Raw genomic sequence first — 20,067 nt, 5'->3', positions numbered from 1 at the left:
ATAGCGCGAATAGGCGCGGTAATTTGCCTTAACTTGCCCGTTTGCAGCATCAGGCGAAGGTATCTATGCCGGCGGCGCGACGGCCGGTGGCCGCGGGCGCAACAACGCCGCTGGCGTTCCCGGCGACGGCGTCAATGGTGAATCCCGATGCCGCGCGGGCATTGCCTGCGGCCTCGTGCCCGGCGCCGCCCCAATTGGGCGTGGCATCGCTGCCGACGCTGCTCTGGCCCAGATGGATACCGCTTTCCGCCAGGGAGGCGCGCAGCTGCGGCAGGGCGTCTTCCAGGGCGGAACGCACCTGGCTATGTCCCGAGACCAGATGGATTTGCGCCTGGTTGTTGCCATCCATGCGCAGGCTGATCTGCAGGGCGCCCAGATTGTCCGGGTGTAAACGCAGCTCGGCGTTCTGCTGGCCGTTGCGCAGCTGCATCAATACCTGCTGGCCGATGGCCTGGCGCCATTCGTCGCTGCCAAGCTGGGCGCTGATAAGCGCGGGGGCAGGTGCTGCGGGGGTGGTGACGGCCGCATCGGCGGCGCTCAGCGTAGGTGTGACCGGCGCCGTGGCGCCAGGCATGGACACGTCGGACAGGACGCCGGTGGTTTTTTTCAGGAGCAGGGCAGTGACGGCCGCCGGGTCGGTTCCTTCTTTAGCGCTATCGGCGCCGGCGGCGATAGCCGGATTGACCGGCGAGCCGGTCGCGGCGGTGGCGGCCGGCGGCGGTAATCCCGCATCGGCGACGGGCGATGGCTTGCCCTTGGTCGCCGTGGCGGCGGGGACGGTTTTCAACTCAGGCGCCGTGGCGTCGACGGTCTTGGCGGAAACGAAACCCGCCACCAGTGCTGCCGGCGACGTCAACGGCGGCGTCGCGGCGGCGTCGTCCGGGGTGATAACGGTATTCTGCGCGTTGTCCGCCGTGGCGGCGGCGTTATTCGTCCCGACGCTCAGGGCGGCGGCGTTTTCGGCCTGGGCCAGTGGCACCGTCGCCACGGCCATGTCGCTGTTCTGGGCGGCAGCGGCGCTATCGGTATTCGCGGTGACGCCGGCGGCGGCCACGGACGTGTCAGCAACCGTCGGGCGGGTCAATGCCAGCAACGCCATCAGGGCGGCGGCGTCGCTGTTCAGGACCGGGTCCGCTTCCTGTGCCGTCGCCGCCGGCATGGCGGCTGGCGCGGTGGCGGTATCGCCGGCGGATGGCGGCAACGTCTCGTTCACGGCGCCGGCCGGGACATCGCCGGTCAGCTTGGCCGCCAGCTTTTCCGCCAGCAGGTCGGGACGTGCCGGTTCGGCCGTGGTCGCGACGGGAGCGTCCTCTGCGGCGTCGGCCTGGGCGCTGCCGGCGTCGGCTGCCGGCGCCGGCAGCTGGCGGTCGTTAACCTTGCCGCTCAGCATGGCGCTGAAATCCGGGGCGGCGTTGCCGGTGTTTTTAGCGCCGTTGCCGCCGGCCGTATCCTGCATGGAAGCAATGTCACTGACTGCGACTATCATGAGTGTTTCCTCGCGCACGCCCGTTGGGCGAACTCATCCATTCGTTTTTGATCCTGGCGGTTATCATGCGCCAGCTGAAGCTGTTGATGACGCGTATGCAACGTCACCAATGCGTTAAGGCGCTGATGTTTGTTCTGCCAGACCTGAACCGCCTGCTGCAGCCGCAGGCTCCATTGTTCCAGCAGGGTGCGGTGCTGTTCGATGGCGGTTTCCAGCGTGATGATAAACTGCTGATAGTTGTACCAGCTGGCCGAAGCCATGCCTTCGGTCATGCCGCGCTGTAGTTTCTGCCGGTATTCCCGTTCATATTCCTGTAGCTGCTCCAGCTGTTTACGGGCCAGTTGATGGGATTGGCGGATTTGCCCCAGGCGGATCGCCGCCTTGTCCAGTTCTTCTTTTGCCCGTTCGCGCAAAACGTCCAGCGGTGCATTACTTTTCATTGATCCTCGTTAACCGGCTTAACTGAATAATCCCTGCAATTGCTCGCAGGCCGACAGATATTCGCAACGCTGATGCATGTCCTGCTGTAAAAAAGCCTCGATGGCCGGATAAAGCGCGATGGCGCGATCGAGCTGTACGTCGCTGCCGGCGGCGTAGGCGCCGACGCTGATTAAATCCCGGTTGCGCTGGTAACGCGACAGCAGTTGCTTGAACTGCCTGACCAGCGTTTCCTGCGCCGCGGGCACGATGGCGGTCATGGCGCGGCTAATGGAGGCCTCGATGTCGATGGCCGGATAATGGCCGGCCTCGGCCAGCTGGCGCGATAGCACGATATGGCCGTCAAGTATGGCGCGCGCGGCGTCGGCGATGGGATCCTGCTGGTCGTCGCCCTCGGTCAGCACGGTATAGAAGGCGGTAATGGAGCCGCCGCCGCTGATACCGTTGCCGGCGCGCTCCACCAGCGCGGGCAGGCGCGCGAACACTGACGGGGGATACCCTTTGGTGGCCGGCGGTTCGCCGACAGCGAGGGCGATTTCACGCTGCGCCATGGCGTAGCGGGTCAGGGAATCCATGATCAGCAGGACATGGCTGCCGCGATCGCGGAAATCCTCGGCGATGCGGGTGGCGTAGGAGGCGCCCTGCATGCGCAGCAGGGGCGACACGTCCGCCGGGGCGGCGATAACCACCGAGCGCGCCAGGCCCTCCCGGCCCAGGATATTGTCGATAAAATCCTTCACTTCGCGTCCGCGCTCGCCGATAAGCCCCACCACGATCACATCGGCCTGGGTATAACGCGCCATCATGCCCAGCAGTACGCTTTTACCTACGCCTGAGCCGGCAAAAAGTCCCATACGCTGACCGCGCCCGACGGTAAGCAGGGCATTGATGGTGCGCACGCCGACGTCGAGCACATCGTAAATCGGCGTGCGCTGCAGCGGATTGACCGGCGCAGTGTTCAATGACGCGCGGTAGCCGGTATCCGGCAGCGGCAATCCGTCCAGCGGCTTGCCGCTGCCGTCCAGCACGCGGCCAAGCAGGGCGGTGCCGAGCGGCAACTGCTTGCCGTTCTGGCCGTCTGCGCGCCGGCGCGCATAGACGCGCGCGCCCGGCACAATGCCTTCCACTTCCTCAAGCGGCATCAGGAACAGCTTATCGCCGTTGAAGCCAACGACCTCGCAGTCGATTTCCTCGACCATGCCGGCGTCGCCCTGGCGCTCAATCAGGCAGGGCGCGCCCAGCGGCAACTGCAGGCCGGTGGCTTCCATAATCAGGCCGGTGGCGCGGGTCAGCCTGCCGTAATGCCTGATCTGCGGCGTGGCGGACAAACGTTGCTCCAGCGTATCCATGGCGTCCAGCCAGCGGCCCAGACGGGTGGCCATTAGACGTCTCCCGGCGCGGCCAGGCGGCATAGTTCATGCCAGCGGGTGGCGAGACTGGCGTCGATATCGCCCTCCGGCGAGGTGACTTTACAGCCGCCGGGATGCAGTTCGTCGTCGGGGATCAGCCGCCAGCCGTGCAGTTTCAGTGTCGCGCCCAGATGCTGTTCCACCAGCGCCACCTGTGCCGGATGCACGCGCAGCTGCGGTTTGCCGCTCAGGAGCGGCTCCTGCTGTAGTAAACGCTGGATAAGGCGCAGCATGGCGTCTCCGCCGCCGGCCGGCTCCTGGCCCAACACCTGGCGGGCGGCGGTCAGCGCCAGCTGTGCGAGCCGTTCGGCCACCACGGTGTCAAGGGAGTCAAGGGAATGCTGGAACTCGTTGACCAGCATTTGCATTTGCGCGACGGCGGGCTGCTGGTCGCGCTGTATCTGCAGCAGGCCCTCCTCTTGCCCGGCGCGCAGCCCGGCCTGGTAACCTTCCTGCTGCCCCTGTTTAACGCCTTCCGCGTAACCGCTGCGGTGCGCTTCCTGTTTGGCCTGGTTGCGCAGGGCGTTGATTGCCGCCTGCTGGATTTGCGTATCGTCCGCCTGGGCGTCCAGTGCGATCGGCAGCATGTCCGCCGGCACCGGACTTGCCAGGTCGTTTAATGCCCAAGGGCGCCAGGGTAAGTGGTTAAATGCATCAGACATAGGTATCCTCTCCGCCACCGATCGCCATTTCGCCGCTTTCCGCCAGGCGGCGGACAATCAGCAAAATCGCCTTTTGTTCGTTCTCTACCTGCGACATACGTACCGGGCCACGGGTGGCCAGATCGTCGCGCAGGATCTCGGCCGAGCGCTGCGGCATATTGCGCAGGAACTTCTCGCGCAACGGCGGCTGGGCATTTTTCAGGGCAATCAGCAGGGACTCCGATTCCACTTCTTGCAACAACCGCTGGATGCTGCGGTCGTCCACGTCCACCAGATTTTCGAACAGGAACATTTCGTCGATGATTTTTTGCGCCAGTTCGTGGTCGTAGCCGCGTACCGCGTCGATGACGGATTCTTCCTGCTGCGTTTTCATCAGGTTGATAATCTCGGCCGCGGTGCGCACGCCGCCCATTTTGCTGCGTTTCAGGTTCTGGCCGTCCAGCAGGCCGTTTAGCACCTCGGTCAGCTCCGCCAGCGCGGCCGGCTGCACGCCGCCGAAGGTGGCGATACGCAGCATGACGTCGTTGCGCAGTTTTTCGTCAAACAACGCCAGGATATCGGCGGCCTGCGAGCGCCGCAGGTGGACCAGGATGGTGGCGATAATCTGTGGATGCTCTTCATGGATCAAATCCGCCGCATTCTGCGGCTCCATAAAGTTGAGGGTTTCCATGCCGGTGGTGGTTTCGCGGGTTTCGAGGATATCCTCCAGCAGGCTGGAGGCGCGTTCCTCGCCGAGCGCCTTGATCAGTACCGTGCGCAGGAAATCGCCGGCATTCACGCTGAGCGCGGCATACTGCTCGGACTCGGCTTCGAACTCTTTCAGCACCTCCAGCAGTTCCTGATGCGAGGTCTGGTGCATATTGGCCATGGCGTTGCTCAACTGCTGCACTTCCCGGGCCGACAGATGTTTGAAAACCTCCGCCGCCCGGTCTTCGCCCAGGGTCATCAATAACACGGCGCTTTTTTCGGTTCCGGTCATGCTCATTGTTCGCTGCTCATCCATTGGCGGATAACTAACGCCACGATACGGGGATCCTGATCCGACATATCGCGGATTCGTTGGGTACGCGCCTCGGTGTTTTCCCGCTGCTGCGCCCGTTTCTGATCTTCTTGCTGATCGCGGCTGAGCCTGACCACCACATCCTCGGCGGCGGGGGCTGCCGACGCCGCCGCGCCTGCGCCCGCCGCGTTCACCGGCGCCTCGGGTTTAACCCGAAGCAGCGGTTTCACCAGCTTGCGCCATAGGATCCATGCCACCAGCAGCACCAGCAGCCAGCGTCCCGCGGTCAACAGGCTGTCGAAGAAGGACGCCTGCTGCCAGAACGGCAGCACGCCGCCATTGTCTTCGGTGGTGACAAACGGCGTATTCACCACGTTAAGACTATCGCCGCGATCGGCGGAGAACCCCATCGCCTCGCGGGTTAAATCCTCAATCTGCTTGATCTGGTCCGGCGTAAGCGGCGTGCCGGGCTTACCGGCCTCGCCGGGCAGGTAGTTGACCACCACCGCCACTGACAGACGCTGCAAGTTACCCTCGCTGCGTTTTACATGCACTACCTTATGATCCAGCTCATAATTGATGGTTTCATCATGCCGGGTATTGGACGGTGTGGCGGTGGCCTTGGACTGGGCGGCGTTTTGCCCGCTGACGCCGGCGCGGGCGCCGGGCGCGGTAGTCTGGCCGTTAGTATTGGCCACCGGCGGCTTATCAATGGGGGCCACGGCGGTGGGGGCCGGTTGGTTGGATAACGCGCCGGGCACGCCGCCCAACGGCGAACCGCCCAACTGCTCGCTTTGCGCCACCTGTTTGGAGCGAATGGCCGAGTTATCGTCGCGCCCGTTCGGCTGATACTGTTCCTCGGTCTGTTCGTGGCTGTCGAAATCGATTTGCGCCGTCACCTGGGCATGCACGTTGGCGCTGCCCACCACCGGCGCCAGAATGGTTTCGATGCGGCGCTGGTAGCGGTTTTCCAGCTCATTGTTGAATTTCAGCTGGGTCGCGTTCAGCGCGCGGCCGTTGGCGTCGGCTTGGGTCAACAGATGCCCCTGCTGATCCAATACCGTGACGCTTGCCGGCGGCAAACCGGCCACGCTGCTGGAGATCATATAGACGATGGCGTTAACCTGGCCGTCATCCAGCGCGCGGCCCGGCTGCAGGTTCAGGGTCACCGACGCTGAGGGGTTTTTCTGTTCACGCACAAACAGCGACGGCTTAGGCAGCGCCAAATGCACCCGCGCCGACTGTACCGGTCCCAGGGTTTCGATGGTGCGCGCCAGCTCGCCTTCCAGCGCCCGCTGGTAATTGATCTGCTCGCTGAACTGGCTGATGCCGAATTTTTCCTGATCAAGCAGCTCGAAGCCCACCGAGCCGCCCTTCGGCAGGCCGAGGCTGGCCAGTTTCAGGCGGGTTTCATGCACCGACTCGCTCGGCACCAGCACGGCGGTGCCCTGTTCGGTAAAACGGTAGGGGATATTCATCTGCGTCAGCTGCGCGACGATATCGCCGCCGTCGCGATCGCCGAGATTACTGTACAGCACCCGATAATCGGGGCTTTTTGCCCATAGTGCCAGTACCACCACAACCGCTATCATCGCGGCGGCGGCAATTGCCGCGGATATTTTAGGATGGCTGCGCAGCCGCTCCAGCATCGGCATGAACGGATTCTTGCCCTGTCCGGTAGAACCGTTTTTAACCGTACTCATCGCATCATTCCGCCATGAGTTGAACGGTATTGCTTAATCGCTGATAACAAATCACTCTCCCTGCGGTGCTTAACGGGCATAGCCGGCGGTCATCATATAAATGTGGATGCCATTATTTGCCTTTAGCAACACAATCGATGGCTGAAATAACCGGGTGTTTTAGCGTTATTTAGCGCCTTAGGCCGCCAAGGGTTCTGCTAAGGTAGCAGCCAACGTTAAAATTGAGGAAACGTCATGGCTATTCAGGGGATTGAATCAGCGGTTCAACAACTGCAGCAGGCCGCCAGGGCTGCGGGCGGCGTTAGCGAAGCCCCCGAGTCCGGCGGCGGTTTTGCCGGCATGCTCAGCGCTGCGCTGGATAAAACCAGCGATACGCAAAACCAGGTTCGCGTCCAGTCGGAAGCCTTCGCCACCGGCAATTCGGCTTTAGGACTCAATGATGTGATGGTGGATATGCAAAAATCTTCCATTTCGTTGCAAACCGCCGTCCAGGTGAGAAATAAAATGGTGGCGGCCTATCAGGACATCATGAACATGTCCGTGTAGGGGCACTGACGTACTGATAGTAATGTCCATTCCCTCACGCTGTTTCTCCATGGGGCATGGGTGGGGCAAAGAACGATAATGTCAGATGACGTGTTGTCCCGCGCGTGTATGGCGGTCAATAGGGGTGAATACAACAGGCAATGCGGGTTCAACGAACTAAAGAACCCGGATAAATTCATCCCTCAAAAGAGGGCCTGGCGGTTTCCTGCTCTCAGGTCATGGCGTTAGGGTTGCCCCGAATATAACGGTTAGCCACGCAGCCGGTTATTTTGGAATACGCAAAACCTGACCGGGGTAGATTTTATCGGGGTGGGAGAGCATAGGTTTATTGGCTGCAAAAATTTTGTTGTACTCGTTGGGAGTACCGTAAACCTGCTTTGAGATGGCGCTTAATGTGTCGCCTTTCTTGACGGTATAGAGTTCCGATTGGGGGACGTTATCGACCGCGGTAACGTTGTCTTCCACTTTCGTGATCCCGGCAACATTGCCAGCAGCGATAAGAATTTTTTCTTTAAGCTCTTGTGAAATCCCGGCACCGGTAGCTGTAACCGTATCACCGTTGACTTTGACCTCAACTTTATCACTGCCTGGCAATCCCAGCTTGCTGATGTGTTCTTGCAGTTTCTTGTTCGCATCATCACTATTACTGACGGCATCCCATAATTTTTCGCCTGCTTCTTTGACAAAACTGAAAAGGCTCATGATTAACTCCTTTGCTTGTGTTGAAAACTGATATTGCCCCTTGGAATATTAATATTAGTTTAAATATCCGATTTTGCATCCTAAAGCCCAGCGCCCGGACATTGGACAATAATCTATCACCGCGCCGTCAGGCGTTCCTCAGTTAAAAGGGCGCCGAGGTGTGAGCGTGCTGATTGATAGTGGCAGCACGGTCGAGAATACAGACAAACTGAGTGCTAATGTGCCTATACCCTATGACCGCAGTGTCATAGCCGGGGTAACTGTTGCGGTAAATGATGCTTATTTTTTTATCCGTTGCAACGCCCTAGAGGGCCAATGCGGCATGATTGCATCTGCCCAGCCGCTCTGCCCGTTCCATGCCGATGAGGAAATTAATAACATTGATCCACTCCTTACAATATTACATTGAAACGTCGCCCCAGGGCGGCTGAATCAGGTATCACAACTTGATGACAATTTTCCCACTCATTTTATTTATCTTCACGCGCTTAGCTCTGAAAATAAATGTGATGTAGGGAATCACAACTTTCCGCCATAGCGGTGTCTTTCTGTAGGATATTGAAAGTATTGAAAGATCTTCTTGGGTAATGATTTTTTGAATAATATCTGTTCCACGTTGATCAAGGAGATGCGACTCAAAAGAAACAGTCTCATAACCGTCGGCCTTGAGCTTTTTCAAAATACTACGCAAAGAGCTATAAATCGCTGCTGATTTAGCGCGATTCCTTGGCGTCTTGCAAGGAATTAAATGCAAACCAACATCTTTTTTGCGCTTATTCGTGTATCTGAAACGGCCGTAACTCCCGATGGTCAACCAAGACCAAACATAACAACACCCAAGTAAACCCAGCAAAGTAATAAATACGTAATTCATATATTTCCCCTTATTCGTTTAATAGCTTATCGGCAACCAGAATAAAAAGGTTACGAGAATAACTGGCTAAACCAGATTGGGAGGCCATTACGTCGGTTTACCGGGGGATTGTTGTCTTTAAGATAAATAGGCTCTGTTCATGGCGTCAATGCAGGCACTCTCCGTTCTACTTGCGCATGCGCATGTCAATGACGGCCCAGGCGGTCGCTCTGTGGGTTAACGTGGTATTGGTGGTAATGATTCCCGCATGGATGAGAAGGGGCGATATGCCTTCCCGTAGCAAGTGAAGGGGGCTGCTACGGAAACGATAACAGCGATCGGCACCGATTTTGCTCATAGATTTCGCTAAAAAACGTACTTATACGCAGACAGGCCAAAAAACGGATTTTATCCATCATGACTCTATTCGCCTGGCGCCGTTGTGTGCCGTCATATCCCCTGCGCCGCTTTCCATTCCCTGTTCATTTTTCTGCAACATTACGCCGGCAAAATGATAAAGAGAAAATAGGAGACGGCGATGACAATACCCGCAGAGGCGTTGCGGCACACCCATGATACGGTAAGTCTGTTGATAGGCCAGGCCAGCCTGGCGCTCCACCGGCGCGGCGCCAAGATTCATCCGGCCGCCATCATGGCGTACCTGGCCGCCGAGCAGGAGCGGGAAAGCGACGAAACCCGGCGTTTTTTTATCGGCGTGGCGATAGGGTTGCTCGCGGTATAGCGCGGGCGAATTTCTCAATAGGGCAAAGCCTATTTGTCTTTCGGCAGAAAATAGTGACCGCATTTAGGACAAACTAACGTGATGTTTTTGCGTACTTTTTGGGCGGGTTGCTGGGTTGCGTTGCCGCATTCCGGGCACGTGACTTTAACTGAAGTACTGCCGAACGCCTTAAGCGCATCAAGGATAGACATAATAATCGCCGCGGCTATAAAGAGACGATGATGATAACACTTCGCCACCCGTATAGCTCTTGCTGCTTTTACAACCGCGGGCTTACCGCGACACCGGGCAACCGCATGTGGGACACGCCGTCGCCCGGCGCCAACCGGGCAGAATCAATGACGGCGATGGCCTAAAATTTTAGCCAGCAGGAAACCCACGCCGCTGGCAATCAGCAGCGCCGGAATCGGATCATTGACGGTTTTTTCTTTAATCTGATCAATACAGTCGTTCACGCTGTAAGACGCCTGCGCGGCGCGTTTACGCAGTTTCCCTTCCAGATGGAGCGCGTTGTCCCCGGTAGCACGGCCGAATTCTTCCTGGCCCTTGCCCGCAATTTCTTCCGCTTTATCTTTGGCTCTATCAAACATTGTTATCATCCTTATTGAGTGTTCACCCTGTAAATATAGGCGAAAATGACAATTTTGCCTCCCACGTGGGCCTGGACGCATTTTTTAGGATGATTCCCGCCTGATATCGTCGCAGGCGGTTATTTTTTTATCTCGCCCGGCAGCATAGACGCCTGATCGGAAAACTTATGGTAGGCCGAGTTAATGGATTGCTGACGATTTGACTGGCCGATGAGCTCTTTCAACTGATCAAGGCGTGATTGAAGCAATTGATTTACTTCATGTTCATTTTTCAGCAACTGCTGTAATACCAAGGCAATATTATCCTGGATAACGGTGGAAAGTGGATTTTCCAACAAAGAATTCAGTTCGGCGATCTTGGCCACCGCCTGAACATATTTTTCTTCAATATAGACCAAGGCATCCCATTCTGACTGACGGGCCATCGACAACATATTTTCGCTTAGCGCAAGAATTTGCTGATAATGGGCTAAAAGAGAAGGGCAAGCATCCATCATGGCTATCCTAGTAGGTATCGGACATATAAATTGGGTTAATTCTGCTCATTTCCTAGCTATTTTTATCACACACCCTGACGTGTCGGGATAACCATTATTAGAAACGAAACATGAACCTGATAATCAGAATATTCCTCATTAGGGTTGCGGGCCGCCCGGGGAAATATGCTTCCAGGCATCGGCGATCCCGGTGAGCATCAGACGGATGTCCTGCAGCAGGTCGCGATCGTTATGCAGATTGACCTGGATAAGCTGCCGGCAGAAATAATCATACAAACCGGCCAGGTTATGGCTCAGTTCGCCGCCGTTTTCCATATCCAGACCCATTTTCAGTCCGTTATCGATGATCTCGATCGCTTTGGACAACGCAGTGCCTTTGGCGGCGATATTGCCCTGCGCCATGAAGATGTCCGCTTTCGCCAGGGCGCTGAGCGCCCCGTCAAATAACAAGGTGATAAGCTTATGCGGGCTGGCGCTCATGACGCTGCTCTGCAAGCCCACGACGGCATACGCATGTGAACCGTACATTGTTACTATCCTTCTCCCGGAAATTTACGCCCGCGGCAATCAGTTGCTGCTGGATGATATGTTAGAAATGGCATCAAACTGCTGGGTTAAATACGTCGCGGTATTGTTCAGCGACGAAACCAGCACGTCCAGTTGGGTAAACTGTTTTTTATAGCGGGCAATATTATTGGTGATGCTGGTCTGAACCTGGGTGTACTGCTTGTTCAGTCCGGTCAGCACGTCGGCCAGGCTGTCCTTGGTATCACTGATGGTGCCGCTGTCCTCGGTGAACGAGGTGACAATGGACGACATTTGGGTCGCCATTCCGGTGGTTTTGCCGTCGCCGGCGAAAAAGCCCGCCACCTGCGATGGATTGTCCGCCAGGTTTTTGACCAGTTTGGCCTCATCGGTGGCCAGGGTGCCGTCTTTATTCAGCGTGATGCCGACCTGGCTTAACGCCTTGATGCCGTCGTTGCTCTGGCCCGCGCCCAGCACGCTGCGCAGCTGATTTTTTACCGACGTTAAAACACTGTCGCTTAACAGAACCCCATTGCTGGCGTCCGGCGCAGTGCCGGCCGTTACGGGGGTATATTTTGTCAGCGTGGTAAAGGTGGTTTGCAGGGTGTTATACGCCGAGACCCAATCCTCGACGGCTTTGGTTGAATCGGTGGCGCTCTGGCGCACTATCAGGTTCTGTGCGGTGGTATTTTCCGCCGTCAGGGTCAGGGTAACGCCCTGGGGCACGTCGGTAATGGTGTTGCTGCTGCGTTCGACGTCGATACCGTTCAGCGTTAGCTTGGCGTTCTGAGCCGTCACGGCGGCATTCATGCCGGCGGCGGTTTTATCGGCGTCGGTGCCGTTGCTGTCGTAGCCCAGGATGCCGTTCAGGGTAGCGTCGCCGGTGACGCTCATGGTGACATTGGAGGAGGTACCGGTGGTGTTGGACGTGACGACCAGCTGGTAACCGCTGTCCCCGGACTGGACGATACTGGCGGTGACGCCGGCGTTGGCCTTATTAATGGCGTCGCGCACTCCGCCGAGTGTGGTTTGCGCGTCGGTCAGGGGAATGGCCACGGCCTTGCCGCTGCCCACCTGAATGCTGAGGCTACGGGTGGTGCTGCTGGCGCCGATAAGCGAGGTGGTATCGGTAAACACTTGTTTGGTGGCCAGCGACTGCGCCGTCGCCAGTTGGGTCACTTTAATGCTATAGCTGCCGCTGGCCGCCGTGTCGCCCGCCGTCGAGGTAAACCCATCGGTGGTGCTGGTCACTTTTTTAGTATAAAGCGTGTTATCGGACAGGGCCTTGGTGGCGGTATTAAAGGTTTCCAGCGCGGTTTGCAGCGTACTGTAGGCCGCCACTTTGGCATTGATATTGGTCTGCTTGTTGGTTATCGGTGTTAACCGCTTGTTTTCGTCGGTGGTTAACGTATCCAGCAGGGTGCTTAGGTCCAGGTTGGACCCGACGCCGAGTGAACTGATGTTGGTCATGTTGCTCTCCTGATAATTACGCGGTAGGCGAAGCGGTTATCGGCACCGGCGGCAAGAAGTTTACCGCGATTTTTGCCGCGTCATGGAGGGTAGAGGGGAAAAGAAGGGGGTTAATTCCGGCTATTAAGGTGTTGCGGGGAATGGTAGGGCGAAATTTGCATTTTTCATTAAAGGTTACCGACGGCTCGCCGATACCTTGTGGGACGGCCATTAACACTTACTCGTATTGATGCCCGAATTAATTACTCAGTCCTGATGCATGATTTCAAAGGAATATACCATGGCTCAAGTTATCAATACTAACAGCATTTCCCTGCTGGCTCAGAACAACCTGAACAAGTCTCAGTCCAAACTGAGTACCGCTATCGAACGTCTGTCATCAGGCCTGCGCATCAACAGCGCTAAAGATGATGCCGCCGGTCAGGCGATCTCCAACCGTTTCACTTCCAATATCAACGGCCTGACCCAGGCGTCGCGTAATGCCAATGACGGTATCTCCCTGGCGCAGACCACTGAAGGCGCGCTGGACGAAATCAATACCAACCTGCAGGCCATTCGTACCCTGACCGTGCAGTCGCAAACCGGCACCAACTCCGCCAGCGACCTGCAGTCCATCCAGGACGAAGTCACGCAGCGCCTCTCTGAAGTCGACCGTATCTCCCAGCAAACCGACTTCAACGGCGTGAAAGTGTTGAGCCAGAATAAAACCCTGTCAATCCAGGTGGGTTCCAACGATGGTGAAGTGATCAATATCGATCTGCAAAAAATTGATTCCACCACGCTGACACTGAATACCTTTAATGTTAACGGCCCGAACGGCACCACGTCCGCCGCCGCCTTGTCAACCGGTACCGCTGTTGCCGCCACGGGCACCGTCGCACTTACTGCGACCGCCGCTGATGCGACCGGTGCTGATGCACCTGTCAAGGCAGCCATCGGCGCCAGCACCAAGGTAATTTCCGACGGTACCGATTATTATATCGAAGGTGATGACGGCAAGGCTTATAAAGCCACCACCACAATTGATAAAACCGGTAAATTAACGGCTACCGTAGGCGCCGGTGTGACTAACACCGACTTGACCGGTAAAACCGTCAATACCGTAACCGCCGGCAGCACCGCTGCCTACACCTCACTGGCTGCCACCGTGGATGCCGCCGGTAACGCCGACGCGACCAATATCGGTGCCGGTACCCTGGTTGCAGACGCCAAGGGCAATTACTCCGTCGTGACTTCCGCAGGTAAAAGTTATGCCGCCACCGTTTCTGTCGACGGCTCTGGCGTATTAACCGCGAAGGTTGAAGCTGCGACTACCGCTGCAGTTTCCGTTGCCACCGATACCAATAAAGACTCGAAAATTGATTCGGCCAATGTCAGTATTGTTCAAGATAAAAATAACCATTACTTTATCAAAGATACGACAGACGGCACCACGGCTGATAAAGTTAAGTATTACGCCGCTGACGTCACTACTGATGATGACGGCAAGATTACCAGCGCCGCTTACGATTCAAGCAAATCGCTGGCCGTCGCCACCACCGATCCGTTGAAAGCCCTGGACAGCGCGCTGTCCACCGTTGATACCCTGCGCTCCAAGCTGGGTGCGGTGGAAAACCGTTTTGACTCCACTATCAACAACCTGGCCAGCACCAACAGCAACCTGAGCGAAGCGCAATCCCGTATCCAGGATGCCGACTACGCGACGGAAGTGTCCAACATGAGCAAGGCGCAGATCCTGCAACAGGCCGGTACCTCGGTTCTGGCCCAGGCTAACCAGGTTCCGCAGACCGTGCTGAAACTGCTGCAATAATTTGTTCATCGCATTGTAATGCGTAAAAACCCCGCCCAGGCGGGGTTTTTTTTCGCTATATCATGGCCAATGTGAAATAAATACCGCCGCGGACGAAGATAAGCCACTGTTTATATAAAGTAAATTGCGTTCGATCCGGCAGGATATAAATAGAGGGGTATTTAAGCGACTATTCAGCCGATTGATCGTGCCGGCTAACCGGATAATAACATCGATAAGAGGATCAATGTAGGATAGTCATGGTGAGCGATCTGTATACTGCCACGGGCGTAATAGATAAACAGTCCCTATGGCAACGCTATATTCCGTTGGTCCGTCACGAGGCCTTGCGTCTGCAGGTGCGGCTGCCGGCAAGCGTGGAACTCGACGATCTGCTGCAGGCGGGGGGGATAGGCCTGTTGAGCGCGGTGGAACGGTACGACTGCCTGCAGGGCACGACCTTTACCACCTACGCGGTGCAGCGCATTCGCGGCGCCATGCTTGATGAGCTGCGCAGCAGGGACTGGGTGCCCAGGAGCGTGCGGCGCCATGCGCGGGAGGTGGCGCAGGCCATTCATCAGGCCGAACAGCAGCTGGGCCGGGTTGCCACTGAACAGGAAGTCGCCCAGACGCTCAATATTACGCTTGGGGAATACAGGCAGATATTGCTCGACACCAACAACAGTCAGCTCTTTTCTTATGACGAATGGTGTGAAGATCACGGCGACAGTGCCGATAATCTAATGCCGGGACACGAAGACGCTAATCCGCTCCAGATATTAATGGAGAGCAATTTGCGTGAAAGGGTCATTGAGGCCATCGACGGTTTGCCGGAAAGGGAAAAAATGGTCCTGGTGCTGTATTACCAGGAGGAATTGAACCTGAAGGAAATTGGCGCGGTGCTGGAGGTGGGTGAATCACGGGTAAGTCAATTGCATAGCCAGGCGATTAAACGTTTGCGCGCGCGCCTGAATAACGATCATTAGCGGCCGGGTAGGGGAATAATAAATTCCCCGTTGTTAAGCACGCTGATAGAGATATTAAAACATATTAATTAGCTTTCCATAGCGCAAGTCCAATGCGCTATTGAAAGCCCTATTCTTAGCACTAGGGAAAACGACATGTTAGCCAAAGTGGGTAAAAAACGGCCCTTGAGCCGTTACCTGAAAGATTTCAAGCACTGTCAAACCCATTGCTGCCAGTGCGGCAAGCCGTTGGATCGTATGACATTGGTGTTTCGCGGGCAGATTATCAATAAAGAAGCCATCGCCGGTATGGACCAGCTTATCGACGATCTCGTCTGGCAAAGCCTGAATAAAGAGCTGACGGCGCTGTGCCGGTTTTGCAGCGTAATTTCTTGCAATAGTGAAGCCAACTATTTCGATATCAAAGCGTTCAAACAGTATTTATTTGAACAGACGGCGATGAGTCACAGTACTATTCGCGAATATGTGGTACGCCTGCGGCGCCTTGATGAAATATTGGCGGCCAGGAATTATCCCCATGATAAATTCGAGCGTCCCAGCGGCCCGCAAATGCTTATTGAGGATGTCCCGGACGCAGGGCAAAGCAATTACCGCATCGCCCTGCGTAAATACGATCAGTATCTCAACTGGCAGCGTAATTTTTAATAGCCGGGCCGGGTGCCCGTCCACGCCATGCCTATACCATGGCGGCGGACGGGGATGAAGGTTTAGCCGATGGTCATCAGGCTGGCGTTGCCGCCCGCGGCGGCGGTATTAATGCTGACCGACCGTTCCACTAATAAGCGTTCCAGTAAAATCGCCGTCTCGCCGCGCGCGTATCCATGCACCTGGATAATGGGGCCGGGCCGCCGCGCGAGCGTGCCGCAGAGCGCCAGCAGCCGGTCCGAGTCGCCATGGAACAGCACGGCGTCAAACGGATCCGCCGCCTTGAGCCAATCATCGTGCAGGACAATGCGCGCCTGCGCCGCCTCCGGCAGACCGTCATACAGCACGCGGGTCTCCGGCCCGTCCTGCCACAGTGCCTGGGACCCGACGCTTAACACCGCCGCCAGTTGCGTTAGCCGGTCATTATTGTCTTCGGCCAGACACAATACGCGTGCGCGCGGCAATATGCGGTAGCTGTTCTGCTCGCCGGTCGGGCCTGTGAGCATCCTGACCGTGCCGGCCAATGACAGCTCGCCAAAGCGCCTGAGCGCGCGCACCTTCTCCGCCGGCATATTCTCCCCGGCCCATATCATCAGGGCGTCATAAGCCGGCCGCGGCGCGCACGGGCTGCCGGTCGCGTCCCCGGCGCGCAGCGCGTCGGGCCGTGCCTCGGGCAGCCGTTGGGATAACAGGCGATAAAGATACAGCGGGCCGCCGGCTTTGGGCCCGGTGCCGGAGAGTCCTTCTCCGCCGAAGGGCTGCACGCCGACCACGGCGCCGACCATATTGCGGTTGACATAACAGTTGCCTACCCGCGCCTGTTCCATTACCCGGTTTATGGTTTCATCAATGCGGGTATGCAGGCCCAGGGTCAGGCCATACCCGCCGGCGTTAATCTGCTCAAGCAAGGTGTTCAGGTCGCGGCTGCGGTAGCGGACCACGTGCAGGACCGGACCGAACACTTCCTTATCCAGCTGCGCCACGCTGTCCAGCTCAATCAGCGTGGGCATGACAAAGGTACCGGCGCCCAGGGATTGCCGTCCGGCGCCGTCGTTATGGGCGCCCTGCCATACCGGGTGGCCGGCTTCGCGCATGGCGGCGATATGTTCCTCTATAGCCTGCCGGGCCTGGGCGTCAATCACCGGACCAATATCGGTGGCAAGCCATTGCGGATCGCCGACGCTGCACTGCGCCATGGCGCCGCGCAGCATGCGCAGAGTGCGTTCGGCCACCTCTTCCTGAATACATAATAAACGCAGCGCCGAACACCGTTGCCCGGCGCTGTCGAACGCGGAGGCGATGACATCGTTCACCACCTGTTCCGTTAAAGCGGAAGAGTCAACGATCATGGCGTTAATCCCGCCGGTTTCCGCCACCAGCGGCACCGGACGTCCCAGCGGGTCCAGCCGTTGGGCGAGCGTCGCCTGTATCAGTCGGGCGACGGCGGTGGAGCCGGTAAACATCACGCCGCGCACCCGATGGTCGCCCACCAGCCGCGCGCCGACGGTCTCGCCGTCGCCCGGAAGGAAATGCAGTACGCCGGGCGGCACGCCCGCTTCCAGCAGGATGCCGACGGCCTGCGCGGCCACCAGCGGCGTTTGTTCGGCGGGCTTTGCCAGCACGCTGTTGCCTGCGGCCAGCGCCGCCGCCACCTGGCCGGTAAAGATGGCCAAGGGGAAGTTCCAGGGGCTGATACAGGCCACCGGCCCCAGCGGACGGCAGCCGTCGCGATCGAATTCCCGGATCTGGCCGGCATAGTAGCGCAGGAAATCGACGGCCTCGCGCACTTCGGCGATGGCGTTGGCAAAGCTTTTACCGGCCTCGCGTATCAGCAGGCCGATAAGGGTGGGCATACGCTGTTCCAACAGATCCGCGGCATGGTTTAAAACCGCGGTTCGTTCGGCGCAGGGCGTGGCCGACCATATCGCGCCGTGGTGATCCGCGCAGGCAATGGCCCGCTCGACGTCGTCCTCGGTGGCGTCGCGGCATTCCCCGACATTATCGCGCGCGTCGGCCGGGTTAAGCACGGCATGCCATATCTCGCCGTCGCGTGACGTGCTATCGCCGGCGTGGGCGCGCCAGCGCTGGTTGGCGCCGTTGAGCAAGGCGCTGGAGAGCGAGGCGAGACGATGTTCATTGGCCAGATCGATCCCGGCCGAATTAAGCCGTAACGGACCGTACAGCCGACGGGGCAGGGGAATCAGCGGGTGCGGCAGGCCAACGCCGCCTTCCCGTTCGCCGATGGCCAGCGCCTCGTCCACCGGATCGGCAATCAGGTGATCCAGGGATAGGGCGCTGTCGGCAATACGGTTAACAAATGAGGTATTGGCGCCGTTTTCCAGCAACCGGCGCACCAGATAAGCCAGCAGGGTTTCATGGGTACCCACCGGGGCATAGATGCGGCAAGGGCGGTTCAGCCTGCCGTCGGCCACCGGTCCCACCACCTGGTCATACAGCGGCTCGCCCATACCGTGCAGACATTGAAATTCGTATTGGCCAGGATAATAGTTCTGCCCGGCGAAATGATAGATGGCCGCCAGCGTCTGGGCGTTATGGGTGGCGAACTGCGGGTAAATATGATGCGGCACCGCCAGCAGCTTGCGCGCGCAGGCAAGGTAGGCGACGTCGGTATATACCTTACGGGTATAGACCGGATACCCTTCCAGTCCCTCCACCTGGGCGCGTTTGATTTCGCTGTCCCAATACGCCCCTTTCACCAAACGGATCATCAGGCGCCGTTGGCTGCGCTGCGCCAGGTCTATCAGCTCGTCGATAACAAACGGGCAGCGTTTTTGGTAAGCCTGGATGACAAAACCAATGCCGTTCCAGCCGGCGAGCACCGGTTCAAAACACAGTCGGGTCAATAAATCCAGGGATAGCTCCAGGCGGTCCGACTCCTCGGCGTCGATATTAATGCCGATATCATATTGGCGCGCCAGCAGGGTTAGCGCCAGCAGCCGGGGATAGAGTTCGTCCATCACCCGCGCGTATTGAGAACGGGCATAGCGCGGATGCAGGGCGGAAAGCTTGATGGAAATGCCCGGTCCTTCATAGATGCCACGGCCGTTGGAGGCCTTGCCAATGGCATGGATGGCCTGCTGATAAGAGAGCAGGTAGGCCTGGGCATCATCCTCGGTCAGGGCGGCTTCGCCCAGCATATCATAGGAATAACGGAAGCCGCGCTGTTCCAACCGGCGGGCATTGGCCAGCGCCTGGCCGATATTCTCGCCGGTGACGAATTGTTCGCCCATCAGGCGCATGGCCATATCCACGCCTTTGCGGATCAACGGCTCGCCGCTTTTACCGATAATACGGTTCAGGGAGCGCGACAGGCTGCCCTCGTTATGGGTGGCCACCAGACGGCCGGTAAACAGCAGTCCCCAGGTGGCGGCATTGACAAATACCGACCGGCTGCGGCCAATATGGGGCTGCCAATTGCCGCGGCTGATTTTATCGCGGATCAGCGCATCGCGGGTGGCCTTATCCGGCACGCGCAGCAGCGCCTCCGCCAGGCACATTAACGCCACCCCTTCTTGCGACGACAGGGAAAATTCCTGCAGAAATCCTTGCACCATGCCGGCGCGGCCGCCGGCGCTGTGCTGCTGGCGCAGCGTTTCGGTCAGGCGGCGGGCTAATTGGCTTATCTGCGCCGCGGCGGCGGGATGGCGCGCCTGTTCAATCAGCAACGGCACGGCTTCGGTTTCCGGACGTCGCCCTGCGGCGGTGACGGCGGCGCGCAATACCGATTGCGGCAATACCTGTTCGGCGAACTCCAGAAATGGCTGGCGCGTTTCTATTGCCGGCGGCTCCGCCGGGTCGTTGTCCCCGGGCATGGACGCGGCGTCTTGCCCAGGGGCATGACCCTTATCCAGCTCATCCAGGTAATGGAAGATAGCTTGCTTAATCAACCAATGCGGAGTGCGATCAATCAGCCGCGCCGCGTTTTTAATCCTTTCCCTGGCGGCATCGTCAAGCTTTACCCCCATCGTAGTGGTTACCATCGCTGTATCCCCGGCGAGCATGT

General features: G+C 58.1%; 20 protein-coding genes. 6 read left to right on the top strand and 14 right to left on the bottom strand.

The window, feature by feature from the left end; genetic code table 11:
* Nucleotides 1-49: 49 nt before the first annotated feature.
* From ACL2XG_RS05870 to fliF, 6 genes are read right to left on the bottom strand one after another with little or no spacing between them, the layout of a single operon-like run.
* Nucleotides 50-1,486, bottom strand: a complete 1,437-nt coding sequence (locus tag ACL2XG_RS05870; RefSeq protein WP_413722616.1) for a flagellar hook-length control protein FliK — start codon at nt 1,484-1,486, stop codon at nt 50-52.
* Nucleotides 1,483-1,926 (bottom strand): flagellar export protein FliJ, encoded by a 444-nt coding sequence (gene fliJ / locus ACL2XG_RS05865; RefSeq protein ID WP_410015390.1) that lies wholly within the window; start codon nt 1,924-1,926, stop codon nt 1,483-1,485. Before fliJ ends, ACL2XG_RS05870 begins: the two co-directional genes overlap by 4 nt.
* A gap of 18 nt (nt 1,927-1,944) precedes the next feature.
* A complete protein-coding gene (gene fliI / locus ACL2XG_RS05860) occupies nt 1,945-3,306 on the bottom strand; it encodes a flagellar protein export ATPase FliI (protein ID WP_410015389.1) in 1,362 nt (453 codons plus the stop codon).
* Nucleotides 3,306-3,995: a flagellar assembly protein FliH gene (gene fliH, locus ACL2XG_RS05855; RefSeq protein WP_410015388.1), complete on the bottom strand. Its 690-nt coding sequence runs from the start codon at nt 3,993-3,995 to the stop codon at nt 3,306-3,308. The genes fliI and fliH overlap by 1 nt, the downstream gene beginning before the upstream one ends.
* On the bottom strand, nt 3,988-4,980 hold the full coding sequence (gene fliG / locus ACL2XG_RS05850) for a flagellar motor switch protein FliG (RefSeq protein WP_413722617.1): 993 nt from the start codon (nt 4,978-4,980) through the stop codon (nt 3,988-3,990). The genes fliH and fliG overlap by 8 nt, the downstream gene beginning before the upstream one ends.
* Nucleotides 4,977-6,698, bottom strand: a complete 1,722-nt coding sequence (gene fliF / locus ACL2XG_RS05845) for a flagellar basal-body MS-ring/collar protein FliF (protein ID WP_413722618.1) — start codon at nt 6,696-6,698, stop codon at nt 4,977-4,979. The genes fliG and fliF overlap by 4 nt, the downstream gene beginning before the upstream one ends.
* A gap of 234 nt (nt 6,699-6,932) precedes the next feature.
* Here fliF and fliE point away from each other — a divergent pair, with 234 nt between their 5' ends.
* Complete coding sequence (fliE, locus tag ACL2XG_RS05840) at nt 6,933-7,244, top strand: flagellar hook-basal body complex protein FliE (RefSeq protein WP_410015385.1); 312 nt, start codon at nt 6,933-6,935, stop codon at nt 7,242-7,244.
* Nucleotides 7,245-7,508: 264 nt separating this feature from the next.
* On the opposite strand, the gene lysM is transcribed toward fliE, so the two are convergent.
* A complete protein-coding gene (gene lysM / locus ACL2XG_RS05835; protein WP_410015384.1) occupies nt 7,509-7,946 on the bottom strand; it encodes a peptidoglycan-binding protein LysM in 438 nt (145 codons plus the stop codon).
* A gap of 160 nt (nt 7,947-8,106) precedes the next feature.
* Between lysM and ACL2XG_RS05830 the strand changes: the two genes are divergently transcribed.
* On the top strand, nt 8,107-8,355 hold the full coding sequence (locus tag ACL2XG_RS05830; protein WP_413722619.1) for a hypothetical protein: 249 nt from the start codon (nt 8,107-8,109) through the stop codon (nt 8,353-8,355).
* Between the two features lie 30 nt (nt 8,356-8,385).
* Here the strand turns inward: ACL2XG_RS05830 and ACL2XG_RS05825 are convergent, their stop codons facing one another.
* Nucleotides 8,386-8,820, bottom strand: a complete 435-nt coding sequence (locus ACL2XG_RS05825; RefSeq protein ID WP_413722620.1) for a hypothetical protein — start codon at nt 8,818-8,820, stop codon at nt 8,386-8,388.
* Between the two features lie 517 nt (nt 8,821-9,337).
* Between ACL2XG_RS05825 and ACL2XG_RS05820 the strand changes: the two genes are divergently transcribed.
* Complete coding sequence (locus ACL2XG_RS05820) at nt 9,338-9,541, top strand: hypothetical protein (protein WP_410015381.1); 204 nt, start codon at nt 9,338-9,340, stop codon at nt 9,539-9,541.
* A 29-nt stretch (nt 9,542-9,570) separates the two neighbouring features.
* Here ACL2XG_RS05820 and ACL2XG_RS05815 read toward each other — a convergent pair whose 3' ends face one another.
* From ACL2XG_RS05815 to fliD, 5 genes are all read right to left on the bottom strand, one after another.
* Nucleotides 9,571-9,732: a YnfU family zinc-binding protein gene (locus ACL2XG_RS05815; protein WP_410015380.1), complete on the bottom strand. Its 162-nt coding sequence runs from the start codon at nt 9,730-9,732 to the stop codon at nt 9,571-9,573.
* A gap of 144 nt (nt 9,733-9,876) precedes the next feature.
* Nucleotides 9,877-10,131: a CsbD family protein gene (locus ACL2XG_RS05810; protein WP_410015379.1), complete on the bottom strand. Its 255-nt coding sequence runs from the start codon at nt 10,129-10,131 to the stop codon at nt 9,877-9,879.
* A gap of 119 nt (nt 10,132-10,250) precedes the next feature.
* Nucleotides 10,251-10,628 carry a flagellar protein FliT gene (fliT, locus tag ACL2XG_RS05805; RefSeq protein ID WP_413722621.1) on the bottom strand — a complete coding sequence of 126 codons (378 nt, stop codon included), beginning with the start codon at nt 10,626-10,628 and terminating at the stop codon, nt 10,251-10,253.
* Between the two features lie 138 nt (nt 10,629-10,766).
* Nucleotides 10,767-11,156 carry a flagellar export chaperone FliS gene (gene fliS, locus ACL2XG_RS05800; RefSeq protein WP_413722622.1) on the bottom strand — a complete coding sequence of 130 codons (390 nt, stop codon included), beginning with the start codon at nt 11,154-11,156 and terminating at the stop codon, nt 10,767-10,769.
* Nucleotides 11,157-11,195: 39 nt separating this feature from the next.
* Nucleotides 11,196-12,623, bottom strand: a complete 1,428-nt coding sequence (gene fliD / locus ACL2XG_RS05795) for a flagellar filament capping protein FliD (RefSeq protein ID WP_413722623.1) — start codon at nt 12,621-12,623, stop codon at nt 11,196-11,198.
* Between the two features lie 280 nt (nt 12,624-12,903).
* Here fliD and ACL2XG_RS05790 point away from each other — a divergent pair, with 280 nt between their 5' ends.
* The 3 genes from ACL2XG_RS05790 (at nt 12,904) to fliZ (ending at nt 16,043) form a co-directional block, all read left to right on the top strand.
* Nucleotides 12,904-14,433, top strand: coding sequence for a flagellin (locus tag ACL2XG_RS05790; RefSeq protein ID WP_410015375.1), 1,530 nt, complete (start codon nt 12,904-12,906; stop codon nt 14,431-14,433).
* A gap of 242 nt (nt 14,434-14,675) precedes the next feature.
* Nucleotides 14,676-15,398: an RNA polymerase sigma factor FliA gene (locus tag ACL2XG_RS05785; protein WP_413723430.1), complete on the top strand. Its 723-nt coding sequence runs from the start codon at nt 14,676-14,678 to the stop codon at nt 15,396-15,398.
* 135 nt (nt 15,399-15,533) lie between these two features.
* Nucleotides 15,534-16,043 carry a flagella biosynthesis regulatory protein FliZ gene (fliZ, locus tag ACL2XG_RS05780; protein WP_410015374.1) on the top strand — a complete coding sequence of 170 codons (510 nt, stop codon included), beginning with the start codon at nt 15,534-15,536 and terminating at the stop codon, nt 16,041-16,043.
* Nucleotides 16,044-16,105: 62 nt separating this feature from the next.
* Here the strand turns inward: fliZ and putA are convergent, their stop codons facing one another.
* Nucleotides 16,106-20,044, bottom strand: a complete 3,939-nt coding sequence (gene putA / locus ACL2XG_RS05775) for a trifunctional transcriptional regulator/proline dehydrogenase/L-glutamate gamma-semialdehyde dehydrogenase (RefSeq protein ID WP_413722624.1) — start codon at nt 20,042-20,044, stop codon at nt 16,106-16,108.
* Between the last annotated feature and the right edge of the window lie 23 nt (nt 20,045-20,067).

It is taken from the genome of Sodalis sp. RH24 (assembly GCF_047324145.1).
GTDB lineage: Bacteria > Pseudomonadota > Gammaproteobacteria > Enterobacterales > Enterobacteriaceae > Acerihabitans.
Note: the sequence above shows the minus strand (reverse complement) of the source record. Positions and strands in the feature narration are given on the sequence as shown.

What these genes read in the sequence shown, in the direction of transcription:
- ACL2XG_RS05870 (WP_413722616.1), bottom strand. Translation starts at nt 1,486, where the DNA reads ATGATAGTCGCAGTCAGTGACATTGCTTCCATGCAGGATACGGCCGGC.
- fliJ (WP_410015390.1), bottom strand. Translation starts at nt 1,926, where the DNA reads ATGAAAAGTAATGCACCGCTGGACGTTTTGCGCGAACGGGCAAAAGAA.
- fliI (WP_410015389.1), bottom strand. Translation starts at nt 3,306, where the DNA reads ATGGCCACCCGTCTGGGCCGCTGGCTGGACGCCATGGATACGCTGGAG.
- fliH (WP_410015388.1), bottom strand. Translation starts at nt 3,995, where the DNA reads ATGTCTGATGCATTTAACCACTTACCCTGGCGCCCTTGGGCATTAAAC.
- fliG (WP_413722617.1), bottom strand. Translation starts at nt 4,980, where the DNA reads ATGAGCATGACCGGAACCGAAAAAAGCGCCGTGTTATTGATGACCCTG.
- fliF (WP_413722618.1), bottom strand. Translation starts at nt 6,698, where the DNA reads ATGAGTACGGTTAAAAACGGTTCTACCGGACAGGGCAAGAATCCGTTC.
- fliE (WP_410015385.1), top strand. Translation starts at nt 6,933, where the DNA reads ATGGCTATTCAGGGGATTGAATCAGCGGTTCAACAACTGCAGCAGGCC.
- lysM (WP_410015384.1), bottom strand. Translation starts at nt 7,946, where the DNA reads ATGAGCCTTTTCAGTTTTGTCAAAGAAGCAGGCGAAAAATTATGGGAT.
- ACL2XG_RS05825 (WP_413722620.1), bottom strand. Translation starts at nt 8,820, where the DNA reads ATGAATTACGTATTTATTACTTTGCTGGGTTTACTTGGGTGTTGTTAT.
- ACL2XG_RS05820 (WP_410015381.1), top strand. Translation starts at nt 9,338, where the DNA reads ATGACAATACCCGCAGAGGCGTTGCGGCACACCCATGATACGGTAAGT.
- ACL2XG_RS05815 (WP_410015380.1), bottom strand. Translation starts at nt 9,732, where the DNA reads ATGTCTATCCTTGATGCGCTTAAGGCGTTCGGCAGTACTTCAGTTAAA.
- ACL2XG_RS05810 (WP_410015379.1), bottom strand. Translation starts at nt 10,131, where the DNA reads ATGTTTGATAGAGCCAAAGATAAAGCGGAAGAAATTGCGGGCAAGGGC.
- fliT (WP_413722621.1), bottom strand. Translation starts at nt 10,628, where the DNA reads ATGATGGATGCTTGCCCTTCTCTTTTAGCCCATTATCAGCAAATTCTT.
- fliS (WP_413722622.1), bottom strand. Translation starts at nt 11,156, where the DNA reads ATGTACGGTTCACATGCGTATGCCGTCGTGGGCTTGCAGAGCAGCGTC.
- fliD (WP_413722623.1), bottom strand. Translation starts at nt 12,623, where the DNA reads ATGACCAACATCAGTTCACTCGGCGTCGGGTCCAACCTGGACCTAAGC.
- ACL2XG_RS05790 (WP_410015375.1), top strand. Translation starts at nt 12,904, where the DNA reads ATGGCTCAAGTTATCAATACTAACAGCATTTCCCTGCTGGCTCAGAAC.
- fliZ (WP_410015374.1), top strand. Translation starts at nt 15,534, where the DNA reads ATGTTAGCCAAAGTGGGTAAAAAACGGCCCTTGAGCCGTTACCTGAAA.
- putA (WP_413722624.1), bottom strand. Translation starts at nt 20,044, where the DNA reads ATGGTAACCACTACGATGGGGGTAAAGCTTGACGATGCCGCCAGGGAA.